General features: G+C 73.0%; 19 protein-coding genes and 1 tRNA gene. 11 read left to right on the top strand and 9 right to left on the bottom strand.

What is annotated here, in order from left to right; all coding sequences use genetic code 11:
- Window positions 1–166 precede the first annotated feature (166 nt).
- Window positions 167–748 (top strand): AbrB/MazE/SpoVT family DNA-binding domain-containing protein, encoded by a 582-nt coding sequence (locus ACERMF_RS17415; protein ID WP_373670422.1) that lies wholly within the window; start codon window positions 167–169, stop codon window positions 746–748.
- Here the strand turns inward: ACERMF_RS17415 and rsmI are convergent.
- Window positions 718–1,554, bottom strand: coding sequence for a 16S rRNA (cytidine(1402)-2'-O)-methyltransferase (gene rsmI / locus ACERMF_RS17410; protein ID WP_373670421.1), 837 nt, complete (start codon window positions 1,552–1,554; stop codon window positions 718–720). The genes ACERMF_RS17415 and rsmI overlap by 31 nt on opposite strands.
- A gap of 98 nt (window positions 1,555–1,652) precedes the next feature.
- Here rsmI and ACERMF_RS17405 point away from each other — a divergent pair, with 98 nt between their 5' ends.
- The 6 genes from ACERMF_RS17405 to ACERMF_RS17380 all read left to right on the top strand — a co-directional run bounded on the left by ACERMF_RS17405 (window position 1,653) and on the right by ACERMF_RS17380 (window position 6,034).
- Complete coding sequence (locus ACERMF_RS17405) at window positions 1,653–3,275, top strand: phospholipid carrier-dependent glycosyltransferase (RefSeq protein WP_373670420.1); 1,623 nt, start codon at window positions 1,653–1,655, stop codon at window positions 3,273–3,275.
- Between the two features lie 113 nt (window positions 3,276–3,388).
- Window positions 3,389–3,577 (top strand): hypothetical protein, encoded by a 189-nt coding sequence (locus tag ACERMF_RS17400; RefSeq protein WP_373670419.1) that lies wholly within the window; start codon window positions 3,389–3,391, stop codon window positions 3,575–3,577.
- Complete coding sequence (locus ACERMF_RS17395) at window positions 3,577–3,828, top strand: hypothetical protein (RefSeq protein ID WP_373670418.1); 252 nt, start codon at window positions 3,577–3,579, stop codon at window positions 3,826–3,828. Before ACERMF_RS17400 ends, ACERMF_RS17395 begins: the two co-directional genes overlap by 1 nt.
- A 30-nt stretch (window positions 3,829–3,858) precedes the next feature.
- Entirely contained in the window at window positions 3,859–4,818 is a 960-nt protein-coding gene (locus ACERMF_RS17390; protein WP_373670417.1) for an anion permease, read from the top strand.
- 22 nt (window positions 4,819–4,840) lie between these two features.
- Window positions 4,841–5,482, top strand: a complete 642-nt coding sequence (locus ACERMF_RS17385; RefSeq protein ID WP_373670416.1) for a DUF47 domain-containing protein — start codon at window positions 4,841–4,843, stop codon at window positions 5,480–5,482.
- A 63-nt stretch (window positions 5,483–5,545) separates the two neighbouring features.
- Window positions 5,546–6,034, top strand: a complete 489-nt coding sequence (locus tag ACERMF_RS17380) for an OsmC family protein (RefSeq protein WP_373670415.1) — start codon at window positions 5,546–5,548, stop codon at window positions 6,032–6,034.
- A 132-nt stretch (window positions 6,035–6,166) separates the two neighbouring features.
- On the opposite strand, the gene ACERMF_RS17375 is transcribed toward ACERMF_RS17380, so the two are convergent.
- The 6 genes from ACERMF_RS17375 to galU form a co-directional block, all read right to left on the bottom strand.
- Window positions 6,167–6,243, bottom strand: a tRNA-Ala gene (locus ACERMF_RS17375).
- Window positions 6,244–6,325: 82 nt separating this feature from the next.
- Window positions 6,326–6,988 (bottom strand): haloacid dehalogenase, encoded by a 663-nt coding sequence (locus ACERMF_RS17370; protein ID WP_373670414.1) that lies wholly within the window; start codon window positions 6,986–6,988, stop codon window positions 6,326–6,328.
- Entirely contained in the window at window positions 6,985–7,524 is a 540-nt protein-coding gene (locus tag ACERMF_RS17365; protein WP_373670413.1) for a hypothetical protein, read from the bottom strand. Before ACERMF_RS17365 ends, ACERMF_RS17370 begins: the two co-directional genes overlap by 4 nt.
- A 114-nt stretch (window positions 7,525–7,638) precedes the next feature.
- Window positions 7,639–8,151, bottom strand: coding sequence for a cyclic pyranopterin monophosphate synthase MoaC (gene moaC / locus ACERMF_RS17360; protein WP_373670412.1), 513 nt, complete (start codon window positions 8,149–8,151; stop codon window positions 7,639–7,641).
- Window positions 8,148–9,410 (bottom strand): gephyrin-like molybdotransferase Glp, encoded by a 1,263-nt coding sequence (glp, locus tag ACERMF_RS17355; RefSeq protein WP_373670411.1) that lies wholly within the window; start codon window positions 9,408–9,410, stop codon window positions 8,148–8,150. The genes moaC and glp overlap by 4 nt, the downstream gene beginning before the upstream one ends.
- On the bottom strand, window positions 9,407–10,285 hold the full coding sequence (galU, locus tag ACERMF_RS17350; RefSeq protein WP_373670410.1) for a UTP--glucose-1-phosphate uridylyltransferase GalU: 879 nt from the start codon (window positions 10,283–10,285) through the stop codon (window positions 9,407–9,409). Before galU ends, glp begins: the two co-directional genes overlap by 4 nt.
- Before the next feature lie 113 nt (window positions 10,286–10,398).
- Here galU and ACERMF_RS17345 point away from each other — a divergent pair, with 113 nt between their 5' ends.
- From ACERMF_RS17345 to ACERMF_RS17335, 3 genes are all read left to right on the top strand, one after another.
- Window positions 10,399–10,989 carry a 5-formyltetrahydrofolate cyclo-ligase gene (locus ACERMF_RS17345; RefSeq protein ID WP_373670409.1) on the top strand — a complete coding sequence of 197 codons (591 nt, stop codon included), beginning with the start codon at window positions 10,399–10,401 and terminating at the stop codon, window positions 10,987–10,989.
- 99 nt (window positions 10,990–11,088) lie between these two features.
- A complete protein-coding gene (locus tag ACERMF_RS17340; protein ID WP_373670408.1) occupies window positions 11,089–11,406 on the top strand; it encodes an FmdB family zinc ribbon protein in 318 nt (105 codons plus the stop codon).
- A gap of 138 nt (window positions 11,407–11,544) precedes the next feature.
- Window positions 11,545–12,129, top strand: coding sequence for an SAF domain-containing protein (locus ACERMF_RS17335; RefSeq protein WP_373670407.1), 585 nt, complete (start codon window positions 11,545–11,547; stop codon window positions 12,127–12,129).
- Here the strand turns inward: ACERMF_RS17335 and ACERMF_RS17330 are convergent.
- Window positions 12,118–13,602 carry an SDR family oxidoreductase gene (locus ACERMF_RS17330; RefSeq protein ID WP_373670406.1) on the bottom strand — a complete coding sequence of 495 codons (1,485 nt, stop codon included), beginning with the start codon at window positions 13,600–13,602 and terminating at the stop codon, window positions 12,118–12,120. The genes ACERMF_RS17335 and ACERMF_RS17330 overlap by 12 nt on opposite strands.
- Window positions 13,603–13,690: 88 nt before the next feature.
- Here ACERMF_RS17330 and ACERMF_RS17325 point away from each other — a divergent pair, with 88 nt between their 5' ends.
- Window positions 13,691–14,581 carry an undecaprenyl-diphosphate phosphatase gene (locus tag ACERMF_RS17325; RefSeq protein WP_373670405.1) on the top strand — a complete coding sequence of 297 codons (891 nt, stop codon included), beginning with the start codon at window positions 13,691–13,693 and terminating at the stop codon, window positions 14,579–14,581.
- 22 nt (window positions 14,582–14,603) lie between these two features.
- Here ACERMF_RS17325 and ACERMF_RS17320 read toward each other — a convergent pair whose 3' ends face one another.
- Window positions 14,604–16,493 (bottom strand): alpha/beta fold hydrolase, encoded by a 1,890-nt coding sequence (locus ACERMF_RS17320; protein WP_373670404.1) that lies wholly within the window; start codon window positions 16,491–16,493, stop codon window positions 14,604–14,606.
- Window positions 16,494–16,578 lie beyond the last annotated feature (85 nt).

The raw sequence follows: 16,578 nt of genomic DNA, 5'->3' as shown, positions 1-16,578 counted from the left end.
TCGTGTGACGCGGTGCCGGCACCGTGCCGACATCTCGCGTCCCTCCGCCCCCCACGACGCCGGGCACCGCGGGGAGGTTGCAACGGATCGAACGGAGTGTGCCGGGCCGGTTCCCGTTGCGGCCTCGATACGCTGCCCGACTCGCACCAGTGATCAGGAGGCGCACGTGGCCACCAGCGGGATCCGCCGCAAGGTCGACGACCTCGGGCGCGTCGTCATCCCGGCCAGCATGCGACGTGGCCTCAACATCCGCGAGGGCGACGCCGTCGAGGTGACCGTCGAGGGCGAGCGGGTCGTCATCGCCAAGCCACGTGACGCGTGCGTGTTCTGCGGCCGCGAGGAGGAGGGGCTGCGCGGCTTCCGGGGCCGCCTGGTGTGTCGCGACTGCCTCGGCAGCCTCGGTGTGCTCGACGAGCGCGCACGTGCGTTCGATATCGCCGAGCGCGAGCCTGAACCGGCGCATGTGGTCACGGAGCCGGCGGTCGCGCAGGCTGCGGTGCCCGAACCGCTGTCCGGGCCGGCTCCGGCGTCCGAACCCTCACGCCGACGGCCGGCCCCGGCAGCGGCCACCGCCGACGCGGGCGGCACGGAGGACACGACGCCCCAGCGGACCCCTTGGGAGCGCGCACGCCGCCCGGCGGCGCTGACGGGTCCGATCGACGGTGACGCGTACGCACGCCGGGCCGAGGAACCGCCGGTCGTGCGACGCCGACCGCCTCAGGACCCCGCGTCCACCACCGCCTGGTAGACGACCTTCTTGGGCACCCCCGCGGCCGTGGCGACGTCGGCGATCGCGGCCTTCTTCGGCACGCCCGTGGCGAGCAGTGCCCGCACCCGCTCGACCAGCTCGTCCTCCTCGAGCGCCGCGGGCGCCTCGTCGGGCGCGCCACCGACCACGAGGGTCACCTCCCCGCGCACGCCGTCGTCCCCGACACGCCGGGCGAGTTCACCCAGCGACGCGCGCACCACCTGCTCGTGGAGCTTGGTCAGCTCACGCGTCAACGCCGCAGGTCGGTCGCTGCCGAGCGCCTCGGCGAGGTCGGCGAGATCGGCGTCGGCACGGTGGGGCGAGACGAACAGCACCATGGTGCGTGGTTCACGGCGGAGTTCGTCGAGGCGGGCGCGGCGGGCGGCGCCCTTGCGCGGAAGGAAGCCCTCGAACGCGACCCGGTCGGTCGGGAGCGCCGACGCGATCAGCGCGGTGAGGACCGCCGACGGCCCGGGCACCACCTCGATGGCCAGGCCCTGCTCGGCGCAGGCCGCCAGGAGCCGGTACCCGGGGTCGGACACGGCCGGCGTGCCGGCGTCACTGACCAGGGCGATGCGCTGACCGGCGTCGAGGCGTTCGACGATCTCGGCGATGCGCTCGCGCTCGTTGTGCTCGTGCAGGGACCGTTGCGGCACCTCGCTGCCCACGTGCTGCAGCAGGCGGCCCGTTCGGCGCGTGTCCTCGGCCAGCACGAGATCGGCGGTGCGCAGGGCGTCGGCGGCCCGCGGCGAGAGGTCACCGAGGTTGCCGATCGGGGTCGCGACGACCACCAACGTGCCACTCACCCTCGCTCCGATCCGCGGTCCGTCCCGCGCGGTGGCGGGCCCCGAGCGTAGAGCCGCCGCCTGCGTGCCCTCGCCTACGCTTCCCCGCGATGCGACGCATGCGGCCGACCTGGGTGGTGCCGACGGCGGTCCTGCTGGCCGGCACCGTCCTGCTCGTCGCGCGGCTGGCCCACCCGGCCGAGATCGTCTTCGACGAGACGTACTACGTCGCCGATGCCCGCGCGATGCTGGCGACAGGCGTCGAGGACGGCTTCGCGGTCCATCCGCCGCTCGGAAAGTGGCTGATCGGCGTCGGCATCGCGCTGGCGGGCGACACCCCGTTCGGGTGGCGCGTCAGCGGCGCGCTGGCCGGCGCACTCGTCGCCATGCTGGTCGTGCTGGTCGTACGGCGCCTGACGGGCCGTGCGGGCCTGGCCGGCTTGGCGGGCATGCTCGTGCTGCTCGACGGGGTGTTCGTGGTCCAGGCCAGGACCGCCATGCTGGACATCCACCTCGCGCTGTTCGTGGTGCTCGGGGCGTGGCTGCTCCTGGCCGACCGCGACCGGCCCGTCGACCGCGACCGGCCCGACCAGCGCGACCGGCCCGTTGACCGCGGCGGTGGCGTCGATCGCGGTGGCGTGCGGTGGTGGTTGCTCGGTGCGGGGACGGCGTTCGGTGCCGCGGTCGCCGTCAAGTGGTCCGGCGCGTTGGCGCTCGTCGGCGCGGCCCTGCTCCTGCTGCTGTGGGAGCGTCACCGCGCCCGCGCAGAAGGTCACGGCGCGGCGGGGGCGACCGGTCGCGCGCTGGCCACCGTTGCGCTGTACCTCGGTGTCGTCCCCGTCGTCGTCTACGCCCTGACATGGGCGCCGTGGCTGGCCATGTTCGAGCGGACGGCCGCGGCGCCGGAACCCGCCGCGTCGGCAGGTCCCGACGGGGACGCGGGCGGCCACGCCCTGGACGAGCGGGTGCGCGGGCTCGTCGCCTACCACCGGCAGATCGTCACGTTCCACCTGGGCCTGGATGCCGAGCACCCGTACCGGGCACCGGCGTCGACCTGGCCCCTGCAGCAACGTCCGGTCGTCTACCACTACGAGGCCTGCGGCGACGACGGGCGCGACCGCGACGGCGAGCGGTGCGTGGGCCCAGCGGGCCTGACCTCGGAGATCGTGGCCGTCGGCAACCTGGCCCTCTGGTGGGGCGCACTCCCCCTGCTGCCGATGCTGATCGGCGGCGTCGTCCGTCGTGACCGACGCTCCGGGCTGCCGCTGACCCTCCTGCTGGCGCAGTACCTCCCCTGGCTGGTCGTGGCGCGACCGGTGTTCTCGTTCTACGCCGTCCCGCTGGTGCCGTTCCTGGTGATGGCGATCGCCGTCGCCTGTGACCACCTCGATCGGCCCGCCAGGCAACTGGGACTGGTCGCCGGCACGCTGGCCGGCGCCGGCCTGGCGGTGGCCGCCGCCACGGCAGCGGCCAACGTCGTCGCTGCGGGGGCTCCGCCGGGCCGCCTGCTCGTCGCCGCGGTCCTCGGTGCGCTCCTCGGCGCGATCGCGGGCACCACGTCAGACCTCCGGCTCGAGGCACTGCAGGGCGCGCCCGTCCGTGCCCGGCACGGCACGGCCCTGGCGGTCCTCGTCGCGGTCGTGGCGGTCGGGTTGTTCGTCTACTTCGTCCCGGTCTGGTACGGCCTCCCGCTTCCCGACGAGGTGATCCGCGCGCGGTGGTGGTTCGATGGCTGGGTGTGAAACGCACGCAGGCCGACGGCGCACGGCGTCGGCCGTCCGGTCAGAGCGTCCGGACGCGACGTCCGCCGCTCGTACGGGAAGGTGTCGCCCCATGTCACACGGAGGAACCGCCGATGAGTGATGCTCGCCGCCCAGCGGGCCACGAGAACGAACCCGCCCCGCCGGAGCAGGAGCTGTCGCAGGAGGAGCTCGAGCGCACCAGCCGTGACGCCGGTGGGGACGCCGAGGCCGCGGGCACCACCGAGGAACGCGAGAAGCTCGCCCTCGACGAGGACGACACCTTCGGCGGGGAAGACACCTGATGCCTCAGGACGAACCCACCGGCATCCGCCCCGACCGGGGCTTCGTCGACCAGGTCGCGGACGGCCGCGCCGTGCTGCTGGTCGGTGCCGGCCGGACACCGCTCCACCTCGACGTCGAGGAGCTCCCGCGCGACGCCGCCGCCGGGTCGTGGGTCGTGCTCGACCTGCAGTCCACCCCGCCCCTGGTCCTGGGTGTCGATGCCGAGCTGACCCGCAACGGCCCTGCGGGGCGCCCGAGCGACCCGCGCTAACGTTCGCCCGTTCGTGGCGGGAGGCGACGGGTGACGTGGTTGCTGGTCGTCGCCGTCGCCTTCGCGTTCGTCAACGGCTTCAACGACGGTGGCGCACTGCTCTCCGTCGGTCTCTCGGTCCGCGGTCACCGGCCGCTGGTGGGGCTCCTGGTCGCCGCGGCGGCGGTCGCGGTCGCCCCGCTGGTCCTCGGCACCCGGGTGGCCTCGACGCTCGCGAGCCGGCTGGTCGCCTTCGACGGCGCGGACGGCCGACTCGCGCTGACGGTCGCGGTCGTCGCGGCGGTCGGCGTGACGTGGTGGCTGGCCGCGCACGGTCAGCCCACCAGCCTCACCCTCGCGGTCGTGGGATCGATCGCCGGCGCAGGTGTCGGTGCAACGCTGCCGGTCGCCTGGGGCACCGTCGTGCTGGTGCTGGCGCTGGCGGCGGTCGCCCCCGTCGCGGGACTCGTCGTCGCGTGGCTGTTGACCCGCGTGGTGACCGCGTGGCCCTCCACCCGCCCGCTCGACGGCCGCATCCGGCGCTGGCACCTCGCCGGATTCTCGTTGCAGTGCCTCGCCTACGGCGCGAACGACGGGCAGAAGATGCTGGCCGTGCTGGCCGTCGCGGCGGGCAGCGCGACGGCCGAGGGTGTCCCCGTGATCGGTGCGCACCTCGCCGTCGCCGCATCCGCATTCCTCGCCGGAGCGGTCGTCGGACTGCCCAGGGTGGCCCGCACGATCGGGACCGGCGTCGTGCCGGCGCGACCCCACGAGGCGGTCGTCACCGAGGTGTCGTCCGCGACCGTCGTGCTGGCGACCGGCGCGATCGGGTCGCCGGTCTCGATGACGCAGGCGATCTCGGGCGGCCTGGTCGGCAGCGTCCTCGGTCGCGGACTGGGCAGCGTGCGCTGGCAGGCGGTCACCCGGCTCGCCGCGGCCTGGGTCGTCACGCTGCCGAGCGCGTTCATCGCGGCCGCAGCCCTGACCGCGGCCCTCCTGGCCATCTCCTGACATCCGACGAGAGGACCTGCAGATGCGCGGACGCTTGAAGCGTTTCCTCCGCAACCTGGCCGGCAACAACGACGAGATGTTGCTCGCACCACTGCTGGCCCAGCTCGAAGCGACCGTGAGGGCGGCCGCTCTCGCCCGATCCCTGGCTGCCGGCGAGGTCGCCACCGACGTGGGCGATCGGCGGATGGACGAACTCGAGAGCGAGGGCGACACCGCCAGGCGCGCCCTCATCGAGGAGCTGCGACACGCGCTGGCCGTGCCCATCGACCGCGAGGACCTCAACCGGGTGTCGCGGTCGATCGACGACGTCCTGGACAACCTGCGCGACCTCGCCCGGGAACTGCACCTGTACGGGCTCGGGGAAGAGCCGCTGCTCCTCGATCCCATCGCCAACCTCGAGGCCGGGGTCCGGGGGATGGACGCGGCCACCCGGTGTCTGCTCGACCGCCCCCAGGACGCGGCGCGGCTCGCCGCCGAGTCCAAGAAGAACGACGTGCGGCGCAGCTACCAGTTCGCCATGGCCAGCCTGCTGACAGCGTCCGACACCGTCGACACCACGCTGTTGCGTCGACGCGAACTGCTGCGGCGCATCGACATCACCGGCCTGCGGCTGGCGGAAGCCGCCGACGCCCTCGCCGACGGGGCCGTGAAGCGCAGCCACTGAGCGGACCCGGTCCGGTACACCTGACGGTGACCTTGTTGCACCATCGAGGAACGGAGCAGCACGATGACCGTACGCGTTGAGGACGCCGACGCCCGTTCGGAGCCGATCATCCGCGGCAAGTCACTGACCGCGGTGAACGAGGCCACCTTGCGCACGGTCATCGACACCGGCGAGTTCGGCACGTTCGTCACCGACGAGCCGGTACCGCACGGCGGCACCGGCGAGGGACCGTCGCCACTGCAGACGGTGCTCGGGGCGCTGTGCGGGTGCGAGGGCGTGACGTTCAAGCGGGCCGCCGACGACCTCGGGCTCGACTACGAGGGCATCGAGTTCGAAGCGTCGTACACGATCGACATCCGGGGACGGAAGGGCGACCGCACCGTGCGGCCCCACTTCCAGACGATCAAGGTCGTCGCCAGGGTCTTCACGGCGGCGAGCCAGGAGGACCTGCGCGCGGTCGTCGAGGAGACCGAGGCCCGCTGTCCGGTGCTCAGCCTGGTCCGCGACGCCGGCGTCGACGTCACGATGGTCTGGCAGCGCGAACCGGTCTGACCGCGCCCGTTCATGTCGCGCCAGTCACGCCATGTCGCGCCGATCCCGCAGCTGTGCGACATCGGCGCGACAGCGACGTGCAGGCGCGACACCGCTCGGAACGCGGAAAGCCGCCCACGAGGGGCGGCTTCCTGGTGGAGGTGATCGGATTTGAACCGACGGCCCCTTCGTTGCGAACGAAGTGCTCTGCCGAACTGAGCTACACCCCCAGGTGTGGGTCCGCGCTCAGCAGGGAGCGCAGCGGGCGGCAGGGTAGCGCGAGCCGCCGACCGTGCGCGAACGGGGACCGCGTCACGAGGGCTGGTCGAGGACGCGTTCGAGGGCCTCGCGGTGGGCGTCGAGGGCGCGACGCAGCTCGCGCTGGCCGGCCGCGGTCGTGAGGTCGCCCCGGGTGCGCTCGGTGATGGCGCGTCCGGCGTCGGTCGCGCGTCGCAGCCCGCGGCTGAGCCCGTCCGGCACGTCGATCGTCATCAGTGCGGCCAGGATCTCCTGCATCAGGGCGAGCGCGGCTTCCGCCTCGTCGACGCGGCCACCACGGACGTGGTCGAGGCTCGCGCGCCGGAGCTCACCGATCGTCTCGGCGAGGCCGTGCAGCCACGAGACGTCGTCGACACCGACCTCGTCGGGCCCCGGCAGGGGCTCGCCGGCAACCGCGGCACGTGTCAGGACCGCTTCGGCGACCTCCTTGGCGGCGTCCTGGACGAAGCCGGCGTGCAGGACGTCGGGGAAGGAACCGCAGGCCCGGTAGGCGGCCTGGAGCGCCTCGCGCGCCTCGTCGATCAGGGCGTCGGCACGGTCGATCTCGTCGCGGTGGGTCGCCCGGATGGCGTTCGCGGCCGCCCGGATCGCCTCACGACCCGCGGCCAGCCCGACCTCGCGCGCCTCGTGCCGGGCGACGAGGCGGCCGCGGACCGGCTCGGTCAACCCGAGCAACGCGCCCTCGGCCGGGCTCACGCCTCCCAGCGGCGCAGTCGCACGCCGCCGCTGACGCCCCACAGCTCGTCCGCGTCGATGGCCGTGACGACGCCGCCCGGCCGGTGCAGGTCGAGTTCCGCGACGACCTTGCGGGCCTCGTCGCGCTGCAGCTTCAACTGGCGGAGCAGCGCGGTGTAGCCACCCGTGCCGAGCAGTGCCAGCGCGGCGGGGAACCACAACCAACCCCCGACCACGACGGCGAGCAGCAACGACGCCGAGGTGGCCGCCAGGGCGCGCAGAAACCAGGTCCGGCGCTGGACCACGACCGGGTCCTCGGGACGGCGGAGGGCGACCGGGCGCACCGTCGGATCGACGTCCCGCCGGACGATGCGGCTGGCGTCACCGGGCACCAGCAGCTGACGGGAGGTGCTGCTGCGGTTGTCGCGAAGGACGTCCATGGCCCGCTCGAATCCTCCGACCGTCGCGTGGGGTGAGGAGTTCCGGGAGCGGCGCAGTGCCCCGGGAACCAGGAGCACGGCCCAGAGAAGGACCAGCACCGCGAAGGACTCCGTCACCGCAACTCCACGCGCCTTGCCTGTCCGACCGGATCCGCGGGTCGCGGCGGTCGCCGGACGGTAACCCACGCGTGCGGTGTCACGAAGCATCCGCAACAGGTTGTACGCGGTCCGTCAGGGCAGTTCGACGTCGCCCGAGCGGCCGCCGGTCTTGCGGCGTAGCCGGACGTCGGTGATGACGACGTCGCGCTGCACCGCCTTGACGAGGTCGTAGAGCGTGAGCCCGGCGACGGTAGCGGCGGTCATCGCCTCCATCTCGACGCCGGTCCGGTCCGCGGCGTGCGCGGTCGCGGTGACCACGGCGACGCCCGTGTCCGCGTCCACCTCGATGTCGATCTCCACGGACGTCAGCGCGATCCCGTGGCAGAGCGGGATGAGGTCGGGGGTTCGCTTCGCCGCCTGGATGCCGGCGATCCGCGCGACCGGCAGGGCGTCGCCCTTCGGCAGGTCGCCGCTCAGCAGGCGTGCGGCGACGTGGGGGTGCATGACCACGCGCGCCTCGGCGACCGCCGTTCGTGCCGTGACGTCCTTGGCGCCGACGTCGACCATGCGCGCCTGGCCACGGTCGTCGAGGTGGGTCAGCCCGTCGGGGTCGGGCGCGCGTTCGGGGGTGGGGCTGCTGCTCATCCCTCCACCAGCACCTGGACGCGGACGTGGTCGCCGGCGGCGATGACCTCGACGTGCTCGGGCACGACCGCCAACCCGTCCGCGGCGGAGATGGAACTGAGCAGGTGCGACCCCTGGGCCCCGGTCGGGGTGGCAGTCCAGCCGTCGTTCTCGCGCGCGAGCCGGACCCGCACGAAGTGGCGCTTGTTCGCGGCACCGCGCAGGTCCTCGGTCGCCCGGGCGGTGACGACCGGGCGCGCCATGTCGCGGCGCCCCTGCAGCCGACGGATGGCGGGGCGCACGAAGACCTCGAAGGAGACGAACGCCGACACGGGGTTGCCGGGAAGACCGATGACGGGCGTGCCGCCGATGAGTCCGCGGATCTGCGGCATCCCCGGGCGCATGGCGACCTTGGCCGTGTGCACCTCTCCCATCGCGCCGATGACGTCGGGCAACAGGTCCCGCGTACCTGCGCTGGCGCCGCCCGTGCACACGAACAGGTCCGCGTGCCCGAGGTTGGTGTCGAAGGCGTACATCAGCGCCTTGCGATCGTCGGGCACGATGCCGGACGTGAACGGGATGCCGCCGGCCGCGCGCACCATCGAGGCCAACATCGGGCCGTTGGAGTCGCGGATCTGACCCGGCCCCGGTTCACGGGTCGCCTGCACCAGCTCGTCGCCGCTGCTGAGCACCACGACCCGTGGCGGCGGGACGCAGAGCACGCGTGCGACCCCGGCGGCCGAAAGCAGACCGACGTCGGCGGGCTGGACCCGGCGGCCGGCCCGCAGCAACACCTGGCCCGGTTCCAGGTCCTCGCCGGGCAGACGGACGTGGGCACCCGCTTCGACGGCCCGGTGGAAGGCGATCTGGCCGTCCGAGCCGGAGGTGGTCTCGACCGGCACGACGGCGTCGGCGCCGCGCGGGAGCGGTGCGCCCGTCATGATGCGCACGACCCGGCCGGGCGTGACCTCGGGGGTGGACTGGGCGCCGGCGACCACCTCACCGACGACGGGGAGGCGGACCGGCTGCTCGACCGTGGCGCCGACGAGGTCGTCGGCGACGACGGCGTACCCGTCCATGGCGGCGTTGGCGAACGGCGGCAGCGTCGTGTGCCCGACGACGTCCGCACCGAGCACCAGTCCCAGTGCGTCGATGACGGTGAGTTCGATGGCGTCCTGGCCCGGCAGCGAGTCGAGGATGGCCTGCAGATGCGCGTCCACCGGGACCAGTTCCTCGGCGGTGGTCACCTCACCCCGGCCATGGCCGACGAAGCGGGTCATCCCTGCTGCTCCGCGAGCCAGCCGCGCAGCCAGGTGAGGAAGTCGGGACCGATGTCGTCGCGGGCGGCGGCGAGTTGCACCGTGGCCTTGACGAAGCCGAGCTTGTCGCCGGTGTCGTACCGTTCGGCGTCCAGACGGATGCCGACGATTGGTTCGTCCGCGGCCAGCGTCTGCAGCGCGTCGGTGAGCTGGATCTCGTCGCCGCGCCCCGGTGGAGTGTCCCGCAGTACGTCGAAGATCGTGCCGGGTAGGACGTAGCGGCCGACGATGATCAGGTTCGACGGCGCCTCGTCGGCCGATGGCTTCTCGACGAGGCGGCGGATCCGGAACTCGCCGTCGGCCTCGCCGGGCTCGACGTCGGCGACGCCGTAGAGGTGGACCTGGTCGTGGGGCACCTCCATGAGGGCGACGACCGGCCGGCCGGTGCGCTCGTGCGCCTCGATCATGCGTTCCAGGAACGGCTCGTCCGGATCGACGATGTCGTCGCCGAGCAGGACGGCGAAGCTCTCGTCGGCCGTCACGTGCCCGGCGGCCATCAGGACCGCATGCCCGAGTCCGAGCGGCTCTCCCTGGCGGACGCTGTGGACCTGGGCGAGTTCGGCGAGGTCGCGGACCGCGGCCAGTTCCTCGTCCTTGCCCTTCTCTGCCAGTGCCGCTTCGAGGTCGACCCGGCGGTCGAAGTGGTCCTCGATCGCGGACTTGCCGGTCGAGGTCACGAGCAGGACGTCGTCGAGGCCGGCCCGCGCGCACTCCTCGACGATGTACTGGATGGCCGGGCGGTCCACCAGCGGCATCATCTCCTTCGGCACCGCCTTCGTCGCCGGCAGGAAGCGGGTACCGAGCCCGGCGACGGGAAGGACGGCCTTGCGGACCATTGCGGCTCCTGGGACGGCAGGGACGGGACGACCGAGCCTAATGGGCCGCGGGTCCGCCATCCGGACGTACGATCGGCTCGTCGCACGCGGCCCGGACGGCGGAGGGGGCACGGGTGCCGGCCACCGACAAGTCCGCGCTCCGGGCGACCGCCCGGGCGGCGCGGGGCGCGCTCTCGCCCGACGAACGTGCGGCGGCGTCGGCCCGAGCGGTGGCACGCCTCGAGTACCTGCCGGAGATGCGCCGGGCCCGGGTCGTGCTGCTCTACGCCGCCTCGCCGCAGGAGATCGACCCGGCGGGACTGGTGCCACGGTTGCGGGCGCGTGGGGTGCGCACGCTCTACCCCCGCGTGGACGGCGACCGCCTGGAGCTGGCGGTGTCGGACGATCCAGGGGCGTTGTTGGTCGGTTTCCGCGGCATCCGCGAACCGCTCGGGCCGGCGATCGATCCGTCGGTCGTCGATCTCGCGGTGGTGCCAGGGGTCGCGTTCGATCCGGCGGGTGTGCGGCTGGGCCAGGGCGGCGGCCACTACGACCGCCTACTCGCCGCGCTGCCGCGTACGGCGGTGCGCGTCGGGGTGTGCTTCGCCTGCCAGGTGGTCCCGCGTGTGCCCCGGGAACCGCACGACGTTCCAGTCGACGTCGTGGTGACCGAACGCGTCACCCACCGCGTCGACGAACGGGGCCGGCGGATCGGGCGGCCGTGACGGCAGCGGTTGCGGCACCGCCCGACGTACGGCAAAATCAGCACTCGTCCCTGCCGAGTGCCAGTCGTCGCTCGTGCGCGAGTGTCGGAGCCTGTGCCCATGCCAACCTACGAGTACGCCTGCCGTGACTGTGGGGAGCACCTCGAGGTCGTGCAGTCGTTCAAGGACGACGCGCTGACCGAGTGCCCGAGCTGCCACGGCTCCCTCCGCAAGGTCTTCAGCGCCGCCGGCCTGATCTTCAAGGGCTCGGGCTGGCACGTGAAGGACTACGCGGCCTCGTCCACGTCCTCCGGCAAGGCCGGTACGGGGTCCGGGTCGACGGAGTCGTCTGACACGTCGAGTTCCTCCCCCTCCTCGGAGAGCACCGCGAAGACCGCGGACAGCGGATCGTCGGGAACCGAGAAGAAGAGCGCCTGACCGGTCGGGCAACGCCAGCTTTCCACAACGCGCCTGCGATCCGATGGGACGCAGGCGCGTTGCCGTGATGGGCTGGGTGGCATGCGACCGCTGCTGCCCTCCCGAACCCCGCTCCGTCTCGACGGCGCTCCCCCGACGTTGCCGCGGCCTCTGGACGCCGTCAGCGAGTGGTGGTTCCGCGCCGGCCCGCGCCTGCGTTTCGTGCTGGCCGCTCTGGTCGTGATCGCCGCACTCGGCGGCTACGTCGTGCGGATGACCGCCTCGCCGTGGGGGCCGCCTGTCGCCGTGCTGGTCGCCGCGACCGACCTGCCGCTCGGCCACGAGCCGACGTCCGGGGACGTCCGCAGCGTGCGGTGGCCGGCGCAGGTGGTCCCCGACGACGTCGTCACCGAGGTGGATGGAGCACGGTTGACCGTCGCGGTGCCCGCTGGGACGGCACTGACGAGCCGTCACTTCGCCGATGGCGGGATCGCGGGCGCCTTGTCGGCCACCGCCGCCGCCATCGCGATCGAACGCGAGTTGCTCCCCGAACTGCCGCCCGGCGCACGGATCGACCTGGTCGGGGCGGGGCACGACGGCACCGGCACCGTGCTGGCCGGCGACGTCGCGGTGCTCCGGGTCGACGACGCCCGCGTGTGGGTCGAGGTGCCGCGCGAGCTGGCCGCCGAGGTCGCCGGAGCGGCCGCGGCCCGAGCCCTCACGGCGGTCCTGCTACCGCCGTGAGGCACGGCCGATGGACCGCTCGGCCTCGCGGGCGATCTGGCGCGCCATCCGCGGGAAGATCAGGGCATGGAACGGGGTGAGGGCGTACCAGTACAGCCGGCCGAAGAGTCCACGGGGATGGAACCGCGCCCGCTGGTCGAGGCGGCTGCCGTCACCGTCCGGCTCGATGCGGAACTCCAGCCACGCGGCGCCGGGAACCTTCATCTCGGCTCGCAGCCGCAGCAGTCGGCCCGGCTCGAGCGCCTCGACGCGCCAGAAGTCGATCGGCTCGCCGATCGACAGCTCCAAGGGGTGACGCCGCCCCCGCCGTAGGCCCACGCCGCCCACCAACTTGTCGAGCAGACCGCGTACCTGCCACAGCCACCCGAACCCGTGATAGCCGCGCTGGCCACCGATGCCGCTCACCACCGAGAAGACGGCCTCGGGCGGCGCCGACACGTGGACGCACCGCTCGTCGGCGAGCACCGTCCCCCCCGACCAGTCGGGGTCCTCCGGCCGCGGCGCCTCCGGGCCCTGCGGTCCGGGCCGACGCCTCGCCGGCCCACCGGCTCCGGCCCAGGTGGTGTCGACCTGCAGGTCCTGGACCCGCTCCAGCGCCAGGGTCAGCGCCTCGCGGATCGGCATCAGCTCCCGGGGCACCAGGCGCTGCGCGGTGTCGTCGCGGACGACGACCTCGTTGACCAGGCTCTCCACCAGTGGCCGGGCCAGGCCGGTCGGCAGCGGGGTGACCAACCCGATCCACAGCGACGACAGCGCCGGTGTGAGCACCGGCACCGGCACGATGACGCGGGGACGCAGACCCGCGACCTCGGCGTACAGGTGCATCATCTCGCGATAGGTGAGGACGTCCGGGCCCCCGATCTCGAGGACCTGTCCCGCGGTCTCCGGCGCGTCCAACACCGCGACGAGGTAGCCGAGGACGTCGCGCACCGCGATCGGCTGGCAGCGGGTGTCCACCCACCGCGGCGTGGTCATCACCGGCAGCACCTCGACGAGGTTGCGCAACATCTCGAACGACGCGCTGCCCGAACCTATGATGACGGCGGCGCGCAACTCGGTGACCGGCACGCTGCCCTCGGCCAGGACCCGGCCGACCTCCTGACGGGAGCGCAGGTGCGGAGACAGGTCCTCGCCGTGGCCCATCCCGCCGAGGTAGACCAGCCGGGCGACCCCCGCGGCAGCCACCGCGTCGCGCACGCCGCGGGCGGCCTGCCGGTCGCGTTCCTCGAACGACCCCCCGCCGTCCATCGCGTGCACGAGGTAGTACACGGCGTCGCAGTCGGTCGCCGCCTCGCGGATCTGCTCCGGCTCGGCGACGTCCACCCGCGCGACCTCGACCCGGTCGCGCCAGGGCCTTCCATCGAGCTTCTCCGGCGTCCGGGCACCACACCGCACGTCGTGGCCCCGGGCGAGCAGTTCGGGCACCAACCTGCCGCCGATGTATCCCGTCGCACCGATCACCAGCACGCGCACGACGCAGGCCTTTCGGTCGACGTGGGCAACGACAGTAATCTCCGCCCGCTCCGCCGCGTGGTCCCACCCCCTCCGGCCTGCCTCCACCGTGCTGTTGATCCAGGCGATCGTCCTCGGACTGCTCCAGGGCCTGACGGAGTTCCTGCCCGTGTCCTCCTCCGGGCACCTGCAGGGAGTGCCGTACCTACTGGGTTGGTCGTCCGGGAGCCTGACCTTCGACGTCTTGGTCCACACGGGGACGCTGCTGGCGGTCCTGGTCTACTTCCGCGGCGACCTCGCATTCCTGGCCACCCGGGCGACGGGCCTGGGCGGCGACCATCCGCCCGAGGAACGCCGGCAGGCCTGGCGGGTCATCGGCCTGCTCGCGATCGGCTCGGTGCCCGCAGCCGTCGCCGGGCTGCTGTTCGAGGACGTCTTCGCGGCCGCTTTCCGCTCGATCCGGGTCGTGTCGGGCTTCCTGCTGCTCACGGCGCTGCTGCTGTGGTTCGCCGAAAGACTGCGCACCCGCCGCGCCGCGGACGAACTGCGCAAGGACGTCCGTGACCTCGACGAGCAGGAGCGACGCCGGGACCCGGGCCGGCGCGAGGACACCATCACGCTCAAGGACGCCGGGACGATCGGCGTCGCGCAGGCGCTGGCGATCTTTCCCGGCATCTCCCGCTCGGGCGCCACGATCGCGGCCGGCATGTACCTCGGCCTCTCCCGGGCGGCCGCGGCCCGGTTCTCGTTCCTGCTCTCGATCCCGGTGATCGTCGGCGCGACGGTGTTCAAGCTGCCCGACTTCGGCACGGTCGAGCCGGGCAGCCTGCCGTTCGAGCCCGTCCACCACCTCGTCGGGGTGGCCGTCGCGGCCGTCAGCGGCTACCTCGCGATCACCTTCCTGCTCAAGCTGGTGCAGCGCGAGACCCTGCTCGGGTTCGCCCGCTACGTGGTCGTCTTCGCCGTGCTGCTGTTCGCCGCCACGTTCTGGATCGGATGAACCGCGGAGACGGGCCGCCCGGTCAGTCGCCGAGCACCTCCCGCAGGAAAGCGGCGACCCGCGGGTAGCAGTCGATGCGGTTGGCCAGCTTGCTCAAGCCGTGCCCCTCGTCGTCGTAGACGAGCAGCTCGTTGCGGACCCCGCGTTCCTCGAGCACCGCGTGGATCTGCTGCGCCTCGGACAGCGGAACCCGGGGGTCGTTGGCGCCGTGGACGATGAACAGTGGGGCGCGCAGGTTGTCGACGTGGGTGATGGGCGACGCCTCGAGGAGCACGTCGCGGTCGTGCTCGAGGGAGCCGTACTCCCGCTCGCGGAAGGCGCGCCGCCACGCCGAGGTGTTCTCCAGGAACGTCACCAGGTTCGACATGCCGACCACGTCGACGCCGGCGGCCCAGCGCTCGGGTTGCATCACCAGGCCCATGAGCGTCATGTAGCCGCCGTACGAGCCGCCGTAGAGCGCCGCGCGCGAGGCATCGAGATCGGGCTGCTCCTGGAGCCAGTCGTGCAGGGCCGCGAGATCACGGACCGAGTCCAGTCGGCGCTCGACGTCGTCGAGGTGCTGATAACGACGGCCGTAGCCGGTCGACCCGCGGACGTTGGGTGCCACGACGGCGAACCCCTGCGCGACCAGGTACTGCGTCAGCGGAGTGAAGGTGGGGCGGTACTGGCTCTCGGGGCCGCCGTGGATCACCACGACGACGGGTGCCGGGCCGCGGTCGACGGCCCGAACCGGCCGGTAGACGAAGGCGGGCACCTCCAGTCCGTCGAACGAGGCGAAACGCACGAGCTCCGGTGCGACGAAGCTGGCGGGGTCCACCTCGCACGGCGACACCGTGACCCGCTCCAACCGCCGCTCCTGCGTGTCATAGCGCCACACGTCACCGGGCACGCTGGCCGAGGTGAACGCGAACGCCACATGGCGACCGTCACGGGTGAAGCGGAAGCCCCCCGCGACGCCCTCACCCGGCAGCGGAACCTCGTCGGTCACGGCCAGCGTCAGCGGGTCACGGAGCTCCGCCCGCGTGCGGCCGTCGTCGTTCCAGGCCACCAGCAGGTGCCGTCCGGACCAGTCCACGGTACAGCCGGCGTCCCAGCCCTTCTCGATCACCACCTCGAAGACCCCGTCCGGCGTACCGCGGGCGATGGCGCTGTGGTCGCGCTCGACGTCGGTCGAGAAGAAGAACGCCGAGCTGTCCGGCAGCCACGACGGGGTGCCGACGCTCGACTCGCGTTCGGGGTGGGGCGCCAACTCGACGACACCGGGATCCGCGGCCCCCAGCGGCTGGTCACCCACCTGGTGCAGGTCGACGAGATGGACGACGTTGTCCCCCGGCCGGGTCGTCATCTCCGAGACCGCGAGGTAGCGGCCGTCCGGCGAGAAGCCGCCCGGACCGGTCCAGCCCCCCGTCGCGAAGACGCAGCGCTCGCTGCCATCGGTCAGGTCACGGACCCAGGTGTCGAACGCGACCCCGTCACCCCGGTTGGTCGCATAGGCGAGCAGACGACCGTCGCGCGTCACCCCGCCCGGGCGGTGGATGAACTCGTCGTCGACGACCAGTGGCTCGAGGTCTTCGGGGCCTGCGTAGGGCGCATCCGGATCGTGTCCGGCCAGAAACAGCTGGTGACGCTCGTTGCCGCCACGGTCGGCGGCGAGGAGCAGGCGGTGTCCCGGCCCGCCGTCGGGCGCCGCGGGGAGGTAGCCGGCCCCGATCGGCTCGGCGAACCGGGTCACCGGCACGAGCTCGTCTGCGGTGACCGGCAACGTCGTTCCGTCGAGGTCGAGCCGGTGGACCTGGGCACTGCCGGGCAGGTCCGACGAGACCAGCAGGTTCTGGGCGTCCGGCGACCAGCCGCTGGGCGCGGCGGTGCGGATCTCGAGATAGGCGCGGATGTCTGGGCTTGGAGGAGTCATGGCGTCGAGGCTAAGGGATGACCCTCGCCCCACGGTCGCCGCACCTGTCCGACCGTGAGGTTCGTACCCACGCGGGTGCCGAACC

It is taken from the genome of Egicoccus sp. AB-alg6-2 (genome assembly GCF_041821025.1).
In the GTDB taxonomy this organism is placed as follows: Bacteria; Actinomycetota; Nitriliruptoria; order Nitriliruptorales; family Nitriliruptoraceae; genus Egicoccus.
The sequence above is the reverse complement of the archived record's forward strand: the minus strand, read 5'-3'. Positions and strand labels throughout refer to the sequence as shown.

Coding starts and splice junctions, on each gene's coding strand:
- ACERMF_RS17400 (WP_373670419.1), top strand. CDS start 3,389: ATGAGTGATGCTCGCCGCCCAGCGGGCCACGAGAACGAACCCGCCCCG.
- ACERMF_RS17320 (WP_373670404.1), bottom strand. CDS start 16,493: ATGACTCCTCCAAGCCCAGACATCCGCGCCTATCTCGAGATCCGCACC.
- ACERMF_RS17385 (WP_373670416.1), top strand. CDS start 4,841: ATGCGCGGACGCTTGAAGCGTTTCCTCCGCAACCTGGCCGGCAACAAC.
- ACERMF_RS17395 (WP_373670418.1), top strand. CDS start 3,577: ATGCCTCAGGACGAACCCACCGGCATCCGCCCCGACCGGGGCTTCGTC.
- ACERMF_RS17380 (WP_373670415.1), top strand. CDS start 5,546: ATGACCGTACGCGTTGAGGACGCCGACGCCCGTTCGGAGCCGATCATC.
- ACERMF_RS17405 (WP_373670420.1), top strand. CDS start 1,653: ATGCGGCCGACCTGGGTGGTGCCGACGGCGGTCCTGCTGGCCGGCACC.
- moaC (WP_373670412.1), bottom strand. CDS start 8,151: ATGAGCAGCAGCCCCACCCCCGAACGCGCGCCCGACCCCGACGGGCTG.
- glp (WP_373670411.1), bottom strand. CDS start 9,410: ATGACCCGCTTCGTCGGCCATGGCCGGGGTGAGGTGACCACCGCCGAG.
- ACERMF_RS17340 (WP_373670408.1), top strand. CDS start 11,089: ATGCCAACCTACGAGTACGCCTGCCGTGACTGTGGGGAGCACCTCGAG.
- galU (WP_373670410.1), bottom strand. CDS start 10,285: ATGGTCCGCAAGGCCGTCCTTCCCGTCGCCGGGCTCGGTACCCGCTTC.